19 protein-coding genes are annotated in these 19,126 nt (G+C 71.0%); 11 read left to right on the plus strand and 8 right to left on the minus strand.

The annotated features are described in order from the left end of the window. Window positions 1-12 precede the first annotated feature (12 nt). The 5 genes from MQP27_RS16675 to MQP27_RS16695 all read left to right on the plus strand — a co-directional run bounded on the left by MQP27_RS16675 (window position 13) and on the right by MQP27_RS16695 (window position 4,034). Window positions 13-297, plus strand: coding sequence for a hypothetical protein (locus MQP27_RS16675; protein WP_242765965.1), 285 nt, complete (start codon window positions 13-15; stop codon window positions 295-297). A 92-nt stretch (window positions 298-389) separates the two neighbouring features. Then, complete coding sequence (locus tag MQP27_RS16680) at window positions 390-1,292, plus strand: hypothetical protein (protein WP_242765966.1); 903 nt, start codon at window positions 390-392, stop codon at window positions 1,290-1,292. 25 nt (window positions 1,293-1,317) lie between these two features. Then, the gene (locus MQP27_RS16685; RefSeq protein WP_242766519.1) at window positions 1,318-2,079 is read left to right on the plus strand and encodes a vWA domain-containing protein; all 762 of its coding nucleotides are present in this window, start codon (window positions 1,318-1,320) and stop codon (window positions 2,077-2,079) included. A gap of 3 nt (window positions 2,080-2,082) precedes the next feature. Continuing rightward, the gene (locus MQP27_RS16690) at window positions 2,083-2,874 is read left to right on the plus strand and encodes a PP2C family serine/threonine-protein phosphatase (protein WP_242765967.1); all 792 of its coding nucleotides are present in this window, start codon (window positions 2,083-2,085) and stop codon (window positions 2,872-2,874) included. After that, complete coding sequence (locus MQP27_RS16695; RefSeq protein ID WP_242765968.1) at window positions 2,871-4,034, plus strand: hypothetical protein; 1,164 nt, start codon at window positions 2,871-2,873, stop codon at window positions 4,032-4,034. Before MQP27_RS16690 ends, MQP27_RS16695 begins: the two co-directional genes overlap by 4 nt. A 9-nt stretch (window positions 4,035-4,043) precedes the next feature. On the opposite strand, the gene MQP27_RS16700 is transcribed toward MQP27_RS16695, so the two are convergent. From MQP27_RS16700 to MQP27_RS16725, 6 genes are all read right to left on the minus strand, one after another. Further along, a complete protein-coding gene (locus tag MQP27_RS16700; RefSeq protein WP_242765969.1) occupies window positions 4,044-4,637 on the minus strand; it encodes a hypothetical protein in 594 nt (197 codons plus the stop codon). Beyond that, on the minus strand, window positions 4,624-6,177 hold the full coding sequence (locus MQP27_RS16705; RefSeq protein ID WP_242765970.1) for a substrate-binding and vWA domain-containing protein: 1,554 nt from the start codon (window positions 6,175-6,177) through the stop codon (window positions 4,624-4,626). The genes MQP27_RS16700 and MQP27_RS16705 overlap by 14 nt, the downstream gene beginning before the upstream one ends. Further along, window positions 6,174-7,385: a toxic anion resistance protein gene (locus MQP27_RS16710; RefSeq protein WP_242765971.1), complete on the minus strand. Its 1,212-nt coding sequence runs from the start codon at window positions 7,383-7,385 to the stop codon at window positions 6,174-6,176. Before MQP27_RS16710 ends, MQP27_RS16705 begins: the two co-directional genes overlap by 4 nt. Window positions 7,386-7,401: 16 nt before the next feature. Then, a complete protein-coding gene (locus MQP27_RS16715) occupies window positions 7,402-8,466 on the minus strand; it encodes a hypothetical protein (protein ID WP_242765972.1) in 1,065 nt (354 codons plus the stop codon). Between the two features lie 264 nt (window positions 8,467-8,730). Continuing rightward, entirely contained in the window at window positions 8,731-9,147 is a 417-nt protein-coding gene (locus MQP27_RS16720) for an SCO4983 family protein (protein WP_242765973.1), read from the minus strand. Window positions 9,148-9,240: 93 nt separating this feature from the next. Next, a complete protein-coding gene (locus MQP27_RS16725; RefSeq protein ID WP_242765974.1) occupies window positions 9,241-10,452 on the minus strand; it encodes a pyridoxal phosphate-dependent aminotransferase in 1,212 nt (403 codons plus the stop codon). Window positions 10,453-10,578: 126 nt separating this feature from the next. Between MQP27_RS16725 and MQP27_RS16730 the strand changes: the two genes are divergently transcribed. Further along, window positions 10,579-11,274 carry a hypothetical protein gene (locus tag MQP27_RS16730; protein ID WP_242765975.1) on the plus strand — a complete coding sequence of 232 codons (696 nt, stop codon included), beginning with the start codon at window positions 10,579-10,581 and terminating at the stop codon, window positions 11,272-11,274. Window positions 11,275-11,395: 121 nt separating this feature from the next. Further along, a complete protein-coding gene (locus MQP27_RS16735; RefSeq protein ID WP_242765976.1) occupies window positions 11,396-12,238 on the plus strand; it encodes a trypsin-like serine peptidase in 843 nt (280 codons plus the stop codon). A 9-nt stretch (window positions 12,239-12,247) separates the two neighbouring features. Here the strand turns inward: MQP27_RS16735 and MQP27_RS16740 are convergent, their stop codons facing one another. Both MQP27_RS16740 and MQP27_RS16745 read right to left on the minus strand, forming a co-directional pair. Next, window positions 12,248-13,879: an N-acyl-D-amino-acid deacylase family protein gene (locus tag MQP27_RS16740; RefSeq protein ID WP_242765977.1), complete on the minus strand. Its 1,632-nt coding sequence runs from the start codon at window positions 13,877-13,879 to the stop codon at window positions 12,248-12,250. Between the two features lie 10 nt (window positions 13,880-13,889). Then, window positions 13,890-15,167: an amino acid deaminase gene (locus MQP27_RS16745; protein WP_242765978.1), complete on the minus strand. Its 1,278-nt coding sequence runs from the start codon at window positions 15,165-15,167 to the stop codon at window positions 13,890-13,892. 135 nt (window positions 15,168-15,302) lie between these two features. Between MQP27_RS16745 and MQP27_RS16750 the strand changes: the two genes are divergently transcribed. The 4 genes from MQP27_RS16750 to MQP27_RS16765 all read left to right on the plus strand — a co-directional run bounded on the left by MQP27_RS16750 (window position 15,303) and on the right by MQP27_RS16765 (window position 19,100). Then, on the plus strand, window positions 15,303-16,343 hold the full coding sequence (locus MQP27_RS16750) for a sugar kinase (RefSeq protein WP_242765979.1): 1,041 nt from the start codon (window positions 15,303-15,305) through the stop codon (window positions 16,341-16,343). Then, complete coding sequence (locus MQP27_RS16755) at window positions 16,340-17,104, plus strand: IclR family transcriptional regulator (protein ID WP_242765980.1); 765 nt, start codon at window positions 16,340-16,342, stop codon at window positions 17,102-17,104. The genes MQP27_RS16750 and MQP27_RS16755 overlap by 4 nt, the downstream gene beginning before the upstream one ends. Then, window positions 17,101-17,511 carry a RidA family protein gene (locus MQP27_RS16760; protein ID WP_242765981.1) on the plus strand — a complete coding sequence of 137 codons (411 nt, stop codon included), beginning with the start codon at window positions 17,101-17,103 and terminating at the stop codon, window positions 17,509-17,511. The genes MQP27_RS16755 and MQP27_RS16760 overlap by 4 nt, the downstream gene beginning before the upstream one ends. Before the next feature lie 110 nt (window positions 17,512-17,621). Further along, window positions 17,622-19,100, plus strand: a complete 1,479-nt coding sequence (locus MQP27_RS16765; RefSeq protein ID WP_242765982.1) for a GntP family permease — start codon at window positions 17,622-17,624, stop codon at window positions 19,098-19,100. Window positions 19,101-19,126: the final 26 nt, after the last annotated feature.

The following is a 19,126-nucleotide window of genomic DNA, read 5'->3' on the forward strand; positions in this document are numbered from 1 at the left end:
ACGGTCAGATTCATGACCACGAAGCGGCTGCTTGTCGCTTTCGTAACGGACGGTCATTCTCTGCGCCACGATCAGCTGGCGGTTGCGGCGGCGGCTTCGAACGCGTGGAATACCGAACAATTGAACCCGATGCTGTCCGTCTGGGATGTACGAGGACCGCGGCCGTGTCTGGCCGGGGTCTGCGATCTGCCGCTGACCTGCCGGGTCACCCAGGCGGACTTCGACGCGCTGGCCAGTGACTGGGTGGAACGGGCGCGACAGATGTTCCTGCGCTGCCATGAGGTTTTCAAGCTGTAGAAGTGAATTGCGAGAGTGCCTTCAACCCCTTTCGGGTTCGGGCTCGTTGCCGCCATTATGGGCGGGGGTTTTCGGGCCACGGGGGGTCGCCCATGAGGCGTTGGCTGTGTTGTGCGTTGCTGCTCGGGGTGGTCGCTGTTCTGGGGGTGGCGGCACCGGCGAGTGCGAAGGAGTGCGGCGGGGATTTCCCGGCCAGGCTGCAGTGCTGGAAGGCTGGGCTGAACGACGGGGTTGTCGGCGTCACCCTACGAAGCGAACTCCGGCTCGACGGCACCAAGACCGACCGGGCGGCCATGATCAAGGGCGTCCTGGGGCAGAGCGGCAACCTGGAGGTTCAGGTACCGGCCGGAGCGACCACCGGCGAAGGCGGCACGGTCCTCCTCATGCTGGCGACACAGGGCCACCGGCTCGTCGACCGGAAGGCCGTGATCACCCCGTTGTCCTCGGACACTCGCAACGAGCTCGACGAGCTCTGCTCACAGCGGGAGTCGTTCTGCTCCGCGGTCGACGACAAGAAGGCGCTCACCGGGGACGATCTGATCAGGAAGGGCCTGGCGACCAGTCACCAGGAATACGAGGTCGGCTCCCTCGGCAATGACGACGGCCTCGAGAAGTGGCTCCTCCTCGGCACCGCCACCGCCCTCGCCGTCCTCCTCATCGCCTTCGTGTTCGTCGTACGCCGCACCCGCGCCGCCCCCGCCGCCACCCCCACCCCCCGCACCGCCGACGAACCCACCCGCGCCCTGCGCACCACCACCCGCGCCGCCCCCTCCCGTCGCGTCGGCCCCACCCACCCCGCCACCGTCCGCACCCCCCTCCACCCCCAGGGCTACGTCGAGCTCGGCCGGGTCCTCTATCGCGCGGTGTGGGCCGAGCCCGCCGAGCCGCCGTCGGCGCCCGGCTCCCGCGTCGACGTCGCCGATCCGCCCGACCCCGGCTCCGACGTGCTGTACGCCTACCCGCCCGCCCCCGCCCGGCACGCCCGTGCCCACTGAACGCACCGGTTCATCAGGAGTAGCCATGTCCAGCGAATACCCGCCCACCCTGCCGGCGGAGTACGCCGACATCGAGTTCGAGAACAACGCCCAGCGGCTGCCGCTCGTGCTCTGCCTCGACACCTCCAGCTCCATGGCCGGGCCGCCGATCCAGACCCTCAACAACGCCCTCGTGGAATGGACCCGCGAGCTCCACGACGACGTCGCCCTCAGCTACAGCGTCGAGGTCGCCGTCGTCACCTTCGGCGGGCAGGGCGTCGCCGCCTGGCGCGGCCCCCAGCCCCTCGCCCCCGGCGCCCCGGTGAGCCCCTTCGTGCCCGCCCACATGTTCAGCCCGCCCCAGCTCGGCGCCGCGGGCGTGACCCTGATGACGGAGGCCCTGGAGCTGTCGATGCACATCGTCGCCGCGCGCAAGGCCGAACTCCGCGCCTCCGGACTGCAGTACTACCGCCCGCAGATCTGCCTCGTCACCGACGGCCTGCCCACCGACGGCACCGGCCACCGCACCGACTCCTGGCAGCGGCTCGTCCCCGTCCTGGAGGAGGAGCAGCGCGCCCGGCGCTTCCGGCTCTACGCCATCGGCGTCGGCGGCATCACCGACCTCGGCGAGCAGGTACTGCGCGCCTTCGCCCCCACCTTCAACGCACGCATCCAGGGCTTCCCGTTCCGCGAGCTGCTGCAGATGATGTCCGCCAGCGCCAACGCCGAGCAGAAGGGCGCCGGGGACGAGGTCTTCGAGAAGATCTTCAGCCAGTTCAAGACCCAGCGGCCGGCCTGGGAGAGCTAGACGATGGGCACCGCACTCTGGCGGATCCACGGCATCAGCGTCGAGGGCTACCGGCACCGCCGCGACGGCCTGCCCTGCCAGGACGCGTACGCCCACACCGAGGCCGGCCCGGTCGCCGTGCTCGCCGTCGCGGACGGCGCGGGCAGCCGGCCGCGCTCCGACGAGGGCTCCCGGCTCGCGGTCGACGTGGCCGCCGAACAGTTCGTACGGCGGGCGGCTGCCGCCGTGGACACCCAGCCCGGCGAGGCCGTGCACGACCTGCTCGTGGACGCCTTCCACGCCGTCACCAAGGTGTTCCTGGACACCACCGGCCCCGCCGCCGCGGACTTCGCCACCACCCTCACCGTCGTCGTCCTCACCCCCGACTGGCTCGGCCACCTCAGCGTCGGCGACGGCTTCGTCGTACTGCGGGCCGGCACCGAGGACGGCGAACGGCAGTTCCATCTGCTGCCGCAGCCGGACCCCGCCGGCGAGTACAGCAACGAGACCGTCTTCCTCACCTCGCCCGACGCGTCCCGCTGGGTCCACACCGACTGCGTCTCCGACCCGGGCATCGACGGCGTACTGCTGTCCACCGACGGACTCGCGCAGGCCGCGCTCTCCCGCTCCGCCGCAGGCCCCCCGATCCCGAACTCCTCCTTCACCGACGCCGTCTTCCGCTCCCTCGACGCCCCCGGACCCGTCTCCGAGAGCGCCCACGAGAGCCTCACCGCGCTGCTCAGGTCGGACCGGCTGACCGCCCTGAACGCCGACGACAAGACACTGCTGCGGGCCGTGCGCAAGGTGCGCCCATGAGCGGCCGCACGGTGTTCCTGGACGGCAGGCGCGTCACCCTCGCCGAGCATCCCCTCAAGGGCGGCGGACAGGCCGCCGTCTTCCCCGTCGAGGGCGACGACCACACCGTCGTCAAGCTCTACCGCGACCGCCCGGGGCCCGACCAGGAACGCCGGCTCACCCGGATGCTCGCCATGTCCCCCCTCGCCGCCCGCCCCACCGACGCCTCCCAGCCCCCCGAACTGGCCTGGCCCACCGCGCTGGCCCGCGGCCCCGAGGGCGAGTTCCTCGGCTACGCCATGCACCGCTTCGGCGAGCCCGGACACGTCCAGCTCGTCGGCCTGTTCACCCGCGCCCAGCGACTGCGCCTCTTCCTCGACCGCGCGGACTGGCGGTTCCTGCTCGGCGTCTCCTGGAACCTCGCCTTCATGACCGCCCGCATGCACCACGACAACCTCGTCATCGGCGACTTCTCCAGCAGCAACGTGGTCGTGGACGCCAACGGCTTCGTCACCTTCCTCGACTGCGACTCCATCGCCTTCACCGACCCGGTGACCGGCGAGGCCTTCCCCTGTCTGATGCACACCACCGACTACTCCTCGCCCGAGCGGCAGGCGGGCGGCCCGGCGACCCGCGCCAGCGACGACTTCGCCCTCGCCGTCCTCGTCTACCAGCTGCTCACCGCCGGCAACCACCCCTTCGGGGGCGTCCCGCACGAGAGCACCTCCGAGTCGACGGTCAAGGACAACATCGCCGCCAGCGTCTCCTACGTCGTCCGCCCTGAACTCGTCGTCGTCCCGCGCGGCACCGTCGACCCGTCCGTCCTCCCGCCCGAACTCCTCACCCTGGCCCGCTCGGCCTTCGGCCCCGGCGTGCACGCCCCTGCGGCCCGCCCCTCCGCGGAGGCCTGGCTCCGCGCCCTCGACAAGGAACGCGCCCAGGTACGGGTGTGCCCCGCACGCCCCCTGCACACCTACGGCTCCCACCTGCCGACCTGCCCGTGGTGCACCCGGGCGGCGACGACGGGCCACGACGTCTTCAACGGCCCGCGGTCGGTCCCCGTACCGACCCCGGCTCCACCTCAACAGCCGGCTGCGGCACGCCGGTTCAGTCCGCTGGTGGGTGTCGCGCTGTTGGTCGCACTCCTGCTGATCATCCTGATCGTCGCGCCGCGTCTGTGACCGCCCGCCTCACTTCGACCGGTCCTCCAGATACCGCGTGTGCGACTCCTGCCGCCGCGCCTCCGTCTCGCGCAGCGCGGCGGCCAGCCGTTCCGCCTCCTCCTGGAGGATGGCCAACTGCCGCTCCAGGTGCCGCTCCGGCGGCTCCGCGCCCGGTGTCATCCGCGTCCACCAGCGCGTTCGTACGAAGCTGTCGACGGCCTCGGGCAGGTCCTGCCGTACGACCCGGGACAGCGTGTGCACGGCCTCCGGGTCCTGGGCGAGGGCCTCGGCGACCCAGCCGGGCTCCAGCAGCGCGGCCAGCACGAGCATCAGGTCGGTCTCCTGGTGCTTGGCGGCGCGCGGCAGGTCCACCTCCAGCAGATAGTCGCCGAGCTTCCCGAAGTCCTCCCGCAGCTCGTCGAGTTGGGCCGACGGGGTCGGGAAGTCGGGCAGCGGCGGGCGTTCCGGCGGGGCGATCAGGGCGCCCGCGCCGTACAGACCGGCCACCACCACGGGCCAGTACGGTCCCGCCACGCCGGTGAAGGTGAGGACGAGGCCGAGCAGTCCGCACGCGCTGCCCGCGATGTTTTTGCGCGACTCGAGGTACTTACTGATAGCCACGGATCTCCTCGAAGGCGCCGTCCAGCGAGCCCTGTCGGGCGTCGAAGAGGCGGCCGCCGGTCAGGTCGGCGATGTGGGACAGCTCGCTGCGGCTGGAGTCGCCGAAGAGGATCGGGAAGACCGGGATCTCGCGCTGGTCCGTGCCGAGGGAGCGGTAGAAGGAGTCGAACTCCCCGGCCTTCGCGCCCTCGGTGTTCTCGCCGTCGGTCATCAGCACGATCGACGTGAACGTGTCGCGGTCGGTGCCGAGATGGTCGTACGCCTTCTCCAGCGAGGTGTAGATGGCGGTGCCGCCGTTCGCGGACAGTGCCTTGGTGTCCTTGCGGATGGCCGCGAGGCCGGCTTGCGGATCGGCCGGGTCGACGATGTGCGCCCGGACGCTCTTCACGTGGGAGCCGAACGGCATCAGCGTCACCTCCTCGCGGTCGCGGAAGTCGCCGGTGAGGTCGGTGAGGGCCGTCTTCAGGCGGTTCAGGCGGTCGCCCCGCATCGAGCCCGAGGTGTCCAGGACGTATACGGTCCGCGAGGGGCGGCGCAGCTCGTTCTCGTACGAGTCGAGCAGGCCGTCGGCGACCGAACTGCTGCCGGGGAAGGGGAGTTCGTGGCGGCGGGCCGTGTCGAGGCCGGCGGCGGGCCGGACGGTGGTGACGACCGGGCGGCGGTGGGTGCGCTCGGTGATCTCCCGCTGGATCTTCTCGGTGCGCAGGTCCTCGGTCAGCCGGCGGACGTCCTCGCGGGTCTGTGCGCTCGTCGACTTGAGGGAGGTGAGCGGGTAGTCGGCGGTGATCACGCCGTCCTTGGGGCGGATCACGGTCAGGCCGGGGATGCCCTTGAGGACGGACTCGTAGTTGAACAGGGCGTCGACGTCGCCGCGCCGCTCGTACGCCGTGGCCAGCCAGCCGGACGAACCCGAGGTCAGCTGCTGGCCCTTGAAGAACTCCTTCAGCCGGGGCGTGGCCTTCAGGACGTTCGCGTCGGTCAGGGCGGACTGGGCGCCGGAGAGCGCCGAGGCAACCGAAACCAGGGTGGAGAAGCCGGAGTTGGAGCGTGCCGGGTCGGTCATGCCGTACGTCAGCCTGCCGTCCTGGACGGCCTTCTCGACCTGGGACCAGGTGACGTCCTCGGGCCGCCAGCCGAGCTTGCTCACCGTCGCCGGCTTGACGCCGATGGCGACCGGGCTCGACATGACGGGTGTCTCGGAGACCACCTTGTCCGCCGCGGCGGAGTTCAGCCGGAGGTAGTCGTTCGAGGACAGCCACAGGGCGTCGTACTGGCCGTCGGTCTTCCCCTTCGCCAGCATGTTCACGGCGTCCAGGGTGCCGATGTACGTCGGCCGGACCTTGATGCCGGTGTCCTTCTCGACCTGGGCGAGGACCGGGGCCATGTCGCTCAGCTCGCTGGAGGCGAGGACGCGCAGGGTGCCGGGCTTGGCGGGGCCGGGCACGCCCGGTGTGGAGATGTCGAGGCCGGGGTCCTTCTCCGCCGTGCAGGCGGTGAGCAGGCCGAGGGCCGTCAGGGAGACCAGCAGCGCGCGTCTCATCCGAGGCCCCCTTCCAGGGCGCCCCGGGAGCGGCTGCGCTCCAAGTAGGCGCTCGCGGACTGGAGTTCGACCGTGAGGGACTCGACGGTGGACGCCATCGCCTCGGTCGCCTGCACCTTGTACGTGTCGATCGCGTCCAGAGTCCGGTAGATCTGCTGGAACGCGGAACGCAGGGTCTCGGCCCCCACGGCCGGGTCCGCGGCGATCCGCTGGATCTCCCCGCTCTGCGTGGCGAGCATCTCGGCGTTGCCCCGGATAAGGTCCTCGGTCGTCCCGCGCAGGGCGTTGACCTGCTCGACGACCTTCTTCTGGTTGTCGAGGGCGGAGGCCAGCATCACGGAGATCCGCAGGGCGGACACGGTCGTCGTGGCGGCCCGGTCTACGCCCTTGATCAGCTCGTCGTTGTTGCGGCGTACGACGTCCATGGCGAGGTAGCCCTGGGCGCACACCGCGAGCTGGGTGAGCAGGTCCTGGTGCTTCTGCCGGACCGGGAAGAGCACGTCGGCGCGGAGCGAGTCGGCCGCCTGGGGGTCCGGGACCCCGGCGATGTGCTGCTCGACGGCCGCGTCCAGCGCCTCCGTCAGCACCACATACTCCTGCAGCTTCCCCATGGTCTCCCACAGGCGCACCCGCTCGGTCTGCAACGCGGCGTTGTCGCGCCGCAGTTCGTCCTGCCCGCCGCGCAGCGAGCCCACGATCTTGTTCAACGTGCCCTGCGCGGAGGCGTACTTGGCGACGTGGTCGCGCAGCTTGTTCCCGCCGGGCAGCCGGGACAGGAACTTCCGCCCCTTGTTCGCGGGCAGGTCACGCGGGTCCAGGTCCTCGACCACGCGCCGGAGTTCGACGAGCGAGCCCGCGACCTTCGACTGCGCGTCCCCACCCTTGGTGGGCAGCGAGTTGACGGTCCGCTCCAGCATCCGGTTGGACTGCGCGGCCGCGGTACGCATCTCGCCCGCGCCGAGGCCGGTGATCTCGCCGACCTTGCCCGCGAACTCGGGTGAGCGGGCGTCCAGGGCGGCGAGATCGGCGACGTACGCCGAGGCCTTCCGCGCCATGTCGCCGCGGACGCTGTCGTCGACCGGGACGAGCCCGCCGGCCTTCTCGCGCGGCACGGGCGCGACCGCCTCGGGCGGGGTGAGCGTGAAGACGTCGTCCCCGCTGAGGGTGTTCTGGTGACTGTTCTGACTGGTGTTGAAGCTGCTGGTCATGATGGATCCCCCCGTTTCAGCCGCGCGCCCGGCGCGCCATCTCGTGCAGCACCGCGGAGGTGGGCACGGGCGCCTGCCGGACACCGGTCAGTTCCTGCTTGAGATAGGTGGTGTCCGAGGCGAACTCGGACGCGGCCCCCTGCGGCCGGAACCCGTGGCGCACCGCGAGCCTGCGCAACTGCGGGTCGGTGGACAGGAGTTCGGCGAGCGCCTTGCCGTTCTCGGTCAGCGGTACGACGGTGTGGTCGCTGTTGACCGTGGTGTCGGGGTACAGCACCACCAGGTCGTCGGGCTTCTGCCCGCCCGTCAGCAGCGAGGCGACCTGGGACTCGTAGACCCAGACCAGCGGATTGCCGGCCCCGCTGACGAAGTCCCGGAAGACCGCGTCCGAACTGGACTGCTGGGCGCCCTGGACGCTGACGAGCTTCTTCAACAGCGGCTCGGTGCGGTCGAGTTCGGCCTTGTCCGCGACCACCTTGCCGCCGTTCGCCACATAGGAGGCGGCGGCGAGATACAGGGCGCCGGAGTTGGAGGACTCGGGGTCGGTGCTGGAGATGAACAGCGTCCCGCCCAACTCCCCGTACTTTCCGGCCCCCTTGAGCTGCTGCCAGGTGCGGTCGTGCTCGGCGGCGTCCACGTACGCGGTCATCTTCAGGACGCCGCGGTGCTCGGTGTCGAGCGTGGCGAGGCCGTTCGCCGCGAGCACCTGGGCGGCGCTGCGGTGGGCCACCACGACGAGCGGCGAGTAGAAGGGCCGCGGGAGGGTGCCGTGCACCTTGTAGCGGGAGGCCAGTTCGACGGCCGGGGCCTGGCTGGAAGGGAACGCGAGGTCGTACCCCTTGAGGTCGAGCCCCTCCATCGCCCAGGACCCGGAGGTCTCGGCCTTCACGGTGAAGCCCTTGGCGGCGAGGGCCTTCACCACAGCCGGATCCGAGAAGTACTCGGCCTTCTCCGACCCGATCACCATACGCACGGTCTTCGTTGCCGTGCCCTTGTCGTCCGTTTCCCGGCCCGCGAAGACGGCGGCCACCACGCCGCCCATCAACAGAACCGCGAGGACGATCCCTGCGATACGTCTCACGCGGTGGAGAGTGCTCGCGGAACCCAACATTCCCTGGCGGAAGGGATGAACGGACGGTGTCCAGCCAGCCCCGGCACTGCAACGCCGCCAAAGGGGCGCGGGGAACTGCGCGACAAGCCACAACGAACCCGCACCCGCCGACAGACAAGAACCCCCACGGCGATTAGGCACCGCCACTCAAGCCAACGCAGTGCGTGGCGCCCGGTCCGCGCGTCGCTGCGGGTGCACGCGGACCGGGGCCGTCGGAGGAGCCCCGGCGAGGGCTCAGCGGGACGCGAGTTCGCGCGGCTCCAGTGCCGCCGCGTGCACGTCCATCTGCTCGGCGGCGAGGATCGCCACCGCCGTGTCCGCCCGGGACGCCGCCACCACCAGGGCGCGGCCGGCCAGGGCGTGGGCCCGCTCGTGCAGGGCCAGGGGGTCGTCGTCGGCCGGCACCACGGACATGCGGACCGGCGTCGTACCACCGCGAAGGCGTGACACCTGCTCGGCGAGCCGCTCGGCCGCGGTGTCCAGATCCGCCGCCGGGGCCAGCGCCCGCAGCTCGTCGGTCACCGCGAGCAGCGCCGCGAGATGCCCCGCGAGCTGGATGTCCAGCTCCTCCTCGCGCGACCGGTGGGGGAAGTCGGAGGTGGTGCCGGCCATCGTGCTGTGGACCGACTTGGTGCGGATCGGTTCGTACATGGGATGGCCTCCTGAGCTATCAGGAAACCATCCTAGCTTAGATTCCGTCTAAAGTTGAGCGAATCAAAAAGATCTACAGCCGCGGTGAATGATCTACGGCTGGCTGTATCCGTCCAGGAAGTTCCCGATCCGGGTGACCGCGTCCCGCAGGTCGCCAACCGTCGGCAGGGTCACGACACGGAAGTGGTCGGGCTCGGGCCAGTTGAACCCGGTCCCCTGCACCACCATGATCTTCTCGCGGCGCAGCAGGTCCAGGACCATCCGCCGGTCGTCCTTGATCTTGAACACCTGAGGGTCGAGCCGCGGGAAGAGATACAGCGCGCCCTTGGGCTTCACGCAGGTCACGCCCGGGATCTGGGTGAGCAGCTCGTACGCGACGTCCCGCTGCTCCTTCAGTCGCCCGCCCGGCAGCACCAGGTCGTTGATGGTCTGCCGTCCGCTCAGCGCGGCGACCACCCCGTGCTGTCCCGGCATGTTCGCGCACAGCCGCATGTTGGCCAGGATCGTCAGACCCTCGATGTAGGAGTCCGCGTGCGCCCGCGGCCCGGAGATCGACATCCACCCCACCCGGTAGCCGGCCACCCGGTACGCCTTCGACATGCCGTTGAAGGTGAGGGTCAGCAGGTCCGGGGCGACGGCGGCGGTCGGCGTGTGCGTGGCGCCGTCGTACAGGATCTTGTCGTAGATCTCGTCGGAGCAGACCAGCAGGTTGTGCCGCCGGGCGATGTCCGTGAGTCCCTTGATCATCGCCTCGTCGTACACCGCCCCCGTCGGGTTGTTGGGGTTGATGATGACGATGGCCTTGGTGCGGTCGGTGACCTTGCGCTCGACGTCGGCGAGGTCGGGCATCCAGTCGGACTGCTCGTCGCAGCGGTAGTGCACGGCCGTGCCGCCGGAGAGCGAGACGGCGGCGGTCCACAGCGGGTAGTCGGGCGACGGTACGAGGACCTCGTCGCCGTCGTCGAGCAGGCCCTGCATGGCCATCACGATCAGCTCGGAGACGCCGTTGCCGACGAAGACGTGCTCGACGTCCGTCTCGATGCCGAGGGTCTGGTTGTGCATGACGACCGCGCGGCGGGCCGCGAGGAGCCCCTTCGCGTCGCCGTACCCGTGGGCGCTCGACACGTTGCGGAGGATGTCCTCCAGGATCTCGGGCGGGCACTCGAAGCCGAACGCCGCCGGGTTGCCGGTGTTCAGCTTGAGAATCCGATGCCCGGCCGCCTCGAGCCGCATCGCCTCCTCGAGCACCGGGCCCCGGATCTCGTAACAGACGTTGGCGAGCTTGGTCGACTGGATCACCTGCATGTCTGGGAGCTTACGGCCCGGTAACGCTTCCCGGACCGTGTTTTCCACCACGCGAGACGCGATGGTTTGACCTGTTATCGCCGGTAGCTGTCCCAGCCGCCCCACCCGTCCCTACAATGCGCGGCCATGCCGGGACGAGCTGACGACGAGAACGGCGGCGACCGTCAAGGCCCGCCGAACGTGTACCACCCGCGAGTGGGGACGGCCCCCGCCTATGACGCGTACGCGGATCCGGCGGCGGCGCACGGGTGGGAGGACAACGCGTACGACGCGACGGCGGAGCTGCCGGCGGTGACCGAAGGGGAGCTGCGCGCCTCTGCGGCCGACGGGCGTACGGCTCCGGGCGGACGCCCCGCTGTCGGCGGCCGGGGCCGGCGCCGGCGCGCCGCCCGGCGCTCGCGGCGGCCGTTGGTGGTCGCCGGTGCGGTGGGCGCGGTCTCGCTGGCCGCGGTGATCGCCGGACTGTCGCTGTCCGGATCGTCGACGCCGGACGGGGCGGAGGGCAGGGAGGGACGGCCGGGACCGTCGGCCACGGCCACCGATTCCGGGGCGCCCGGAGACACGGCGGGCGCGCCGGCGAACCCTTCGGACGGGACCCCGGGGCGGAACTCGTCGGACACGGGCGCGTCTTCGGATACGACGGCCACGACCCCCGGCGCCACGTCGAGCCCGTCCGCGCTCCGGGGCTCCACGAGCGCATCACCGCCCGCGTCCGTCACGACGACCACCGCCCCGACCGCGAGCCCGTCCGCGTCGGACGGTTCGGACGGTTCGGGCGGGCACCCCGGCCGGGGACAGGGCCGGACCAAGCGGCCCAAGTGAGCCCCGGGCGGCCGGAAACAACTCCTTGCTCAACCACCCCTCTCCCCTCACAATGCACATGTCAAAAAAGTGGGCGGCCGGAAGATCTCCGGTCGCCCAACTCGCAAGAGGGGACCCCCACATGAAGAAGCCTCTCGGCGCCGTCGTCACCGCCCTGGTACTCGCCGGGGCCGGCGCGGCACCAGCGGTCGCGGCGCCCGTACAGGACACCACGGCCGCACCGGCGATCCAGGCCGTCAACTTCGCCGGCACCGTCTCGCTCAGCAACTGCTCCGGCTCGGTCATCCGCTTCCCCAACTCCGCCGACACCGACCCGGCGCTGGTCATGACCAACGGCCACTGCCTGGAGACCGGCTTCCCGGAGCCCGGCGAGGTCATCACCGGCCAGTCCTCCAGCCGTACCTTCGGCCTGCTCAACGCCTCCGCCACCCGGGTCGCCACGCTCCGGGCCAACCAGGTCGTCTACTCGACCATGACCGACACGGACGTCACCATCTACCGGCTGACGACCACGTACTCCGCCATCAAGAGCTCCTACGGCATCAGCCCGCTCACCGTGCAGGACACCCATCCGACCGCCGGCACCGCGATCACCGTCGTCTCCGGCTACTGGAAGCGCACCTACGCCTGCAACATCGACGGCTTCGTCTACCGCCTCAAGGAGGGCGACTGGACCTGGAAGGACTCGGTCCGCTACACCTCCGCCTGCCAGACCATCGGCGGCACCTCGGGCTCGCCCGTGATCGACAACGCCACCGGCAAGGTCGTCGCCGTCAACAACACCGGCAACGAGGACGGCGAGCGCTGCACCGAGAACAACCCCTGCGAGGTCGACGAGAACGGCAACGTCACCGTCCGCGAGGGCATCAACTACGCCGAGGAGACCTACAACATCCCGGCCTGCTTCACCACCGGCAACGTCCTGAACCTCAACGCGAGCGGCTGCACCCTGCCCAAGCCGTAGAGCCGTAGTTCAGCGGCGACCGGCGCTCCGTCGCACGGGACTGCGACGGACCGCCCTGCCCACCAGTGCGTCCGTCCTGCGGCCGTCCTCGATCACGAAACGGCCGTCGACCAGGACGTGCGGGATGCCCGTCGGGAGGGTTCGCGGGTTCTCGTACGTCGCTCCGGCCGCCACCGTCGCCGGGTCGAACAGGACCAGGTCGGCCCGGTATCCCTCGCGGACCAGACCCCGGTCGGGAAGACGCAGGCGCGCCGCCGGGCGGGAGGTGAGGTGCGCGACGCACTCCTCCAGCGACAGGACGCCCAACTCCCTCACGTAGTGGCCGAGATACCGCGGGAACGTGCCGTACGCGCGCGGATGCGGCTTCGTGCCCTGAAGGATGCCGTCCGAGCCTCCGGTGTGGACCGGGTGCCGCATGATCTGCCGTACGTTCTCCTCGTGGCCCACGTGCTGGAGGATCGTCGAGCCCAGCCGGTCGTCCAGGAGCAGCCGCCGGGCGGTGGTCCAGGGGGCCTCGCCGCGTGCGTCCGCCGACTGCCGGACCGTACGGCCGACGAAGTCCGCGAGCTCAGGGCGGGTCACCCCCGAGATCTCGATCGTGTCCCACTCGATGGGCACCCCGTGGCAGCCGTCCGCGCCGATCACCTCCATGTGGTGCCGGATCCGCTCGGCCGTCTCCTCGTCCGCGAGCCGCCTGAGAATCTCCTCCGGCCCGCCCTCGCTCGCCCAACTCGGCAGCATCGCCACGAGAGTCGTGCAGCCGGGCGTGTAGGGGTAGGTGTCGAGGCTGATGTCGGCGCCCTCCGCCAGCGCCTTGTCCAGCAGCGCCAGCAGCTCCGGCGCCCGGCCCTCGTTCACCCCGAAGTTCATGGTGGCGTGGGCCAGGTGCAGGGAGCAGCCCGCCTCCCGGGTGAGGGCCACCATCTCCTCGTACGCCTCCAGCGCGCCGGCGCCGTACGAGCGGTGGTGGGGGCAGTAGTAGCCGTCGTAGGAGGCCACCACCCGGCACAGCTCGGTGAGTTCGGCGTCCTTCGCGTACATGCCGGGCGTGTACGTCAGCCCGGACGACATGCCGACCGCGCCCTGCTCCAGCCCCTCCGCGACCAACTGCCGCATACGGTCGAGCTCTTCGGGCGTCGCCTCCCGGTCCTCCCACCCCACGGCCAGCATCCGGACCGTGCCCTGGGGGATCAGATAGGCCGCGTTGACGGCGATGCCCCGGTCCAGGCGGGCCAGGTACTCGCCGACCGAGCGCCAGTCGAAGTCGATGTCGTCCCCGTAGCCGTTCCAGCCGGTGATGGCACGGCGGACCTCGGCGAGCGTGCGGTCGTCGACGGGGGCGTACGACAGCCCGTCCTGGCCCAGGACTTCGAGGGTGACCCCCTGCGCGGCCTTCGCGCTGTGGTCCGGGTCCCGGAGCAGCGCGAGGTCGCTGTGCGCGTGCATGTCGATGAAGCCGGGGGAGAGGACCAGGCCCTCCGCGTCCAACTCGCGCCGCGCCTTGGGGCGTTGACACCCTGCCGCCGCGGCCTCCTTGACGATCGAGACGATCCGGCCGCCGTCGACGACCACGTCCGCGCGGTACGACGGCTCACCGCTGCCGTCCACCACGTCCGCGTCCCGGATGACGAGTTCCTCCACGGCCTGCCTCCTAGAAGAAGGTACGGATGTAGTCGACGACCGTGCCGTCCGCCTCGACCAGCGGGATCAGCGGCCACTTGTCGAAGGACGTACACGGGTGCGAGAGCCCCATGCCCAGCCAGTCCCCGACCTCCAGGTCCGCGTCCTCGCTCGTGCGCAGCCAGGCGTGCTGGTCGGACAGGCCGGTCACCGAGACCCCGGTCGCGGGCCGCTCGGCGCCGTCCCGGTGCACCACCTGGGCGAACGGGAGGTCGAGGTCGTACGCCGCGTCCCGCTTGCCCGCGTTGGCGAAGGCCTGCTCGGCGGAGGGGCGGGAGACGACCTGCGCCCAGAGGCGGAACGCCGGCTCCAGCGCGCCCTCCTCGGGGACCCGGTTGAAGGGCGTGACCTTCCGGTAGTGGCCGTCGTCGTGCGAGACGTAGGCGCCGGAACGCAGCAACTTCAGTACGGGGGCGGACAGTTCGGGGATCTCCGCGAACACGTCGGCCACCGCGTCGAACCAGGCGCTGCCGCCCGCGCTGACCACGATCTCGTCCAGCCCCGCGAACCGCCCCGCCTTGTCGAAGTCGACGGCGAGGCCCACCAGCCGGCGCAGCCAGGCGTGCACCCGCTCCGGGTCGGCCCGCGGAACCTCGCCCTCGTAACCGGCGACGCCCACGAGCCGCAGGGTGCGGGTACCGGCCACGGCGTCCGCGACCGCCGCGCACTCCGCCTCCGTACGCACACCGGTACGGGCCCCCTCACCGGCGCCGAACTCGACGACGACGTCGAGCGGGCGGGAGGCCCCCCGCAGCGCCGCGTCCATCAGCTCGGCCCCGCGCACGGAGTCGACGTAACAGATGAAGCGGAAGCCGGGGTCGGTGTCGAGTTCGCGGGAGATCCAGCGCAGGGCCGCCGGGTCGACGAGCTCGTTCGCGAGGAAGACGCGCCGGACGCCGAACGCCCGGGCCACGCGCACCTGGTGCGGGACGGCGAGGGTGATGCCCCAGGCGCCGCGCTCGATCTGCCGGTGGAAGAGCTGTGGCGCCATGGTCGTCTTGCCGTGCGGGGCGAAGGCCAGACCGTGCCGGGTCGCGTACGTCTCCATCAGCGCGAGGTTGTGCTCCAGGCGCTCGGCGGACAGCGCGAGCACCGGCGTGGCGAAGCCGCCGGTGAAGAGGTTGCGGCGCTCGGCGGCCAGCTCGGCGACGGTGTGGCCGTCGGCGTCCGGGGGGAGGCCCTTGAAGCGGTGGTCGACGCGTTCGGCGGCGAGGCGGGCGAGAGCCTCGGCGGGGCTGTCGGCTGTCATGGAGCCTCCCTGATCTGGCCTGTTGCATGCTCTGCAACATCCATTGCGTATGTCGCTTACTGCTGTCTAACATCTCGGCCAACGCGGGGTCAACGGACCGGCCACCCCGCACCGCACCCGGGAGCTACGACGATCGTGACCACCGACGGACAGCGCAATGCCCCCGACGGCGTGGACGTCGTCGCGCTCGGCGAGTCCATGGTCACGTTCCTGCCGACCAGGCCGGGGCGCCTCGCCGACGTTCCGTCGTTCGAGCGGGGGATCGGCGGCGCCGAGTCCAACGTGGCCTGCGTGCTCGCGGCGGCCGGGCACTCCACGCGCTGGGTGAGCCGGGTGGGGGCCGACGGCTTCGGCGACCACCTCGTCGAGACCATCGGCTCCTACGGCGTCGACGTCACCGCCGTCCGCCGCGACCCGGCACGCCCGACCGGCATCTACTTCCGCACGGCCGGCGACCGGGCCACCGACACGCACGAGGTCGCGTACTACCGGGCCGGTTCCGCCGCCTCCGCGATGGCCGTGGGCAACACCGACCTCGACGCCGTGCGCGCCGGGCGGGTCCTGCACCTGTCCGGGATCACGGCGGCACTGTCCGAGAGCTGCCTGGAGCTGATGCGCGAGCTGACCGCGCTGCGCGCCGGCCGGCCGCTGGTCTCCTTCGACGTCAACCACCGGCCGGGCCTGTGGCAGCACGGCGACGGCCCACAGGAGCTGCTGGAACTGGCGCGCCGCGCCGACCTCGTGTTCGTGGGGGAGGACGAGGCCGAGGAGGTCTGGGGCCTGCACGGCGCCCACGCCGTCCGCGCCGCCTTCCCCGACCCCGAGACCCTCGTCGTCAAGCAGGGCGGACGCGGCGCCACCGTGTTCGCCAAGGACGACGTCACCTTCGTCCCCGCGCCGCGGGTCGACGTCGTCGCCGCCGTCGGCGCGGGGGACGCCTTCGCCGCCGGCTTCCTCTCCGCCACCCTCCGCGGACTGCCCGTGAAGGCCCGTGTGAGGCACGGACACCTCACGGCCGCCGCCGCGCTCACCGTCCCCGGCGACCTCGCCCCGCCCCCCGCCCGCGCACACGCCGACCGCCTCGCCGCCCTCGACGACGGGACGTGGGAGACACTTCGACTCGGCCCCGGCTGGACGCAAGCCGAGCAGGCCCCGGAGGAGGTACGTACCCCATGAGCCAGACCGTCGACCGCGCGCTGAGCATCCTGCCGCTGCTCGCCGAGGGCCCCGCCGACCTCGGCCAGGTCGCCGACCGCCTCGGCGTGCACAAGTCCACCGCCCTCCGCCTCCTGCGCACCCTGCACGAACACGGCATGGTCTACCGCCAGTCCGACCAGCGCTACCGCCTCGGCGCCCGCCTCATCGCCCTCGCCCAGGAGGCGATGGAGAACCTCGACATCCGCGAGATCGCCCACCCCCACCTCGTACGCCTCAACGAGCAGTGCGGACACACCGTGCACCTCGCCGTGTACGAGGAGGACGAGGTGCTCTACATCGACAAGGTCGAGAGCCGCTACCCGGTGCGGATGTACTCGCGGATCGGCAAGCCCGTCGCCATCACCGTGGCCGCGGTGGCGAAGCTGCTCCTCGCCGACCTCCCGGCCGCCGAGCGGCGCACGCTCGCCGACAAGCTCGACTACCCCATGTACACGTCCCGCTCCACCCCCAACGCCCCCGCTTTCCTGCGGGAGTTGGAGAAGGTGCGCGAACAGGGCTGGGCCACCGACCTCGGCGGCCACGAGGAGTCCATCAACTGCGTCGCCGCCCCCATCCGCGGCGCGGACGGCCGGGTCGTCGCCGCCATGTCGGTCTCCGCGCCCAACGTCGTCGTCACCGCCGACGAACTCCTCACCCTGCTCCCGCTGGTGCGCCGTACCGCGGACGCCATCAGCGGCGAGTACTCAGGCAAGACCCCCGTCAAGGAAGTCACCTCATGACCGAGAAGACCGCGCTCACCCCCAAGACCCACACCACCCCGCCCGCCAAGTTCTCGCACGGCGTGAAGAAGGGGAACATCCTCCAGGTCGCCGGCCAGGTCGGCTTCCTGCCCGCCGAGGAGGGCAGGCCGCCGACGCCGGCCGGCCCGACCCTGCGCGAGCAGACCCTGCAGACCCTCGCCAACGTCAAGGCGATCCTGGAGGAGGGCGGTGCGAGCTGGGACGACGTGATGATGATCCGCGTCTACCTGACGGACGTCGACCACTTCGCCGAGATGAACGGCATCTACAACACCTACTTCGAGGAGCAGGGCCTCACCGCGCCCCCGGCCGCCCGCACGACGGTCTACGTCGGCCTCCCCGCCGGACTCCTCATCGAGATCGACGCGCTGGCCGTACTCGGCTGACGACCTCCCCCCTCAACTCCCGCACGCCGTAACCGGCATGGCGCCCGCGCGCGCCATGCCGCGATCCCCCCTGCCCGAAAGCAGCATGCATTTACGTAGAGGACCCCCGAATGTCCCATCCGCTCGCCGCAACAGCCCCCGCCGCCACCCCACCCCACACCGGCGGACTGCTCCTCCTGATCGACGGCACGGCCGGTCTCCTGACCGTCGCCGCCATCGGCATCGCCCTCCTCCTCTTCCTGATCATCAGGGTCAGACTCCAGCCGTTCGTGGCACTCCTGGCCGTGTCCATAGCCGTGGGCCTGATGGCCGGCCTCTCGGTCACCGAACTCTTCGGCACGGTCCAGCGGTCGGACGCCGTGTCCACCATCGAGTCCGGCATGGGCGGCATCCTCGGCCATGTCGCGATCATCATCGGCCTCGGCACGATGCTCGGCGCGATCCTCGAAGTCAGCGGCGGGGCGGAGGTGTTGGCGTCACGACTGCTCGGCCTGTTCGGCGAGAAGCGGGCCCCCCTCGCCATGGGCCTCACGGGCCTGATCTTCGGCATCCCGGTCTTCTTCGACGTCGGCATCTTCGTCCTCGCGCCGATCGTGTACGCGGCGGCGAAGCGGGGCGGCAAGTCGATCCTCCTCTACTGCCTGCCGCTGCTCGCGGGCCTGTCCATGACCCACGCGTTCCTGCCGCCGCACCCGGGTCCGGTGGCCGCGGCCGGCCTCCTCCACGTGGACCTCGGCTGGGTCATCCTGATGGGCATCGTCTGCGGCATCCCCGCGGTGCTGGCGGCCTGGGCCTACTCGGCGTGGATCGGCAACCGCATCTTCGTCGCCGTACCGCAGGACATGGTGGAGGCGGCGGCGGAGGCCAGGCTGGCTGTGATCAACGAGCAGCGCGAGTCAGGCGTGGAACCGCGCGAGCAGCCGGTCCCGCTGGCGACGGTCCTCGGCATCATCGGCACCCCGCTGATCCTCATCCTCGCCGCGACCTTCTCCTCCATCGCCCTGGACCCCTCCACGGGCCGCTCGGTGATCGAGTTCTTCGGCCACCCCTTCGTCGCCCTGACGATCGCGCTGCTCCTGGCGTACTACCTCCTGGGCATCCGCCGCGGCTGGTCCCGCAAGTCCCTGGAGACGGTGTCGACAGCATCCCTGAAGCCGGTCGGCAACATCCTGCTCGTGGTCGGCGCGGGCGGCATCTTCGGCGCGATCCTGAAGGCCAGCGGCGTCGCCCAGGCCCTCTCGGACACCTTCCACGACGTGGGCCTGCCGGTGATCGTCCTCTCCTACCTGATCTCGGTGGTCCTCCGGGTCGCCCAGGGCTCGGCCACGGTCGCGATCGTCACCACGGCCGGCATCGTCGCCCCCCTCCTCACCGAGGGCCACCACTCCCAGGCCTTCGTGGCCCTGGTCATCATGGCCATCTCGGCGGGCTCGATCTTCGCGTCCCATGTGAACGACGGCGGCTTCTGGATGGTGGCCAAGTACTTCGGCATCAGCGAACGCGACACCCTGAAGACGTGGACCGTGCTGGAGACGGTGCTGTCGGTGGTGGGGTTCGTGGTGGCCGGTTCGGTCAGTGTGTTCGTGTAAGGCGCGTGTAGGCGTCTGATAACGAA

The organism is Streptomyces cylindrosporus (genome assembly GCF_022698165.1).
In the GTDB taxonomy this organism is placed as follows: domain Bacteria; phylum Actinomycetota; class Actinomycetes; order Streptomycetales; family Streptomycetaceae; genus Streptomyces; species Streptomyces cylindrosporus.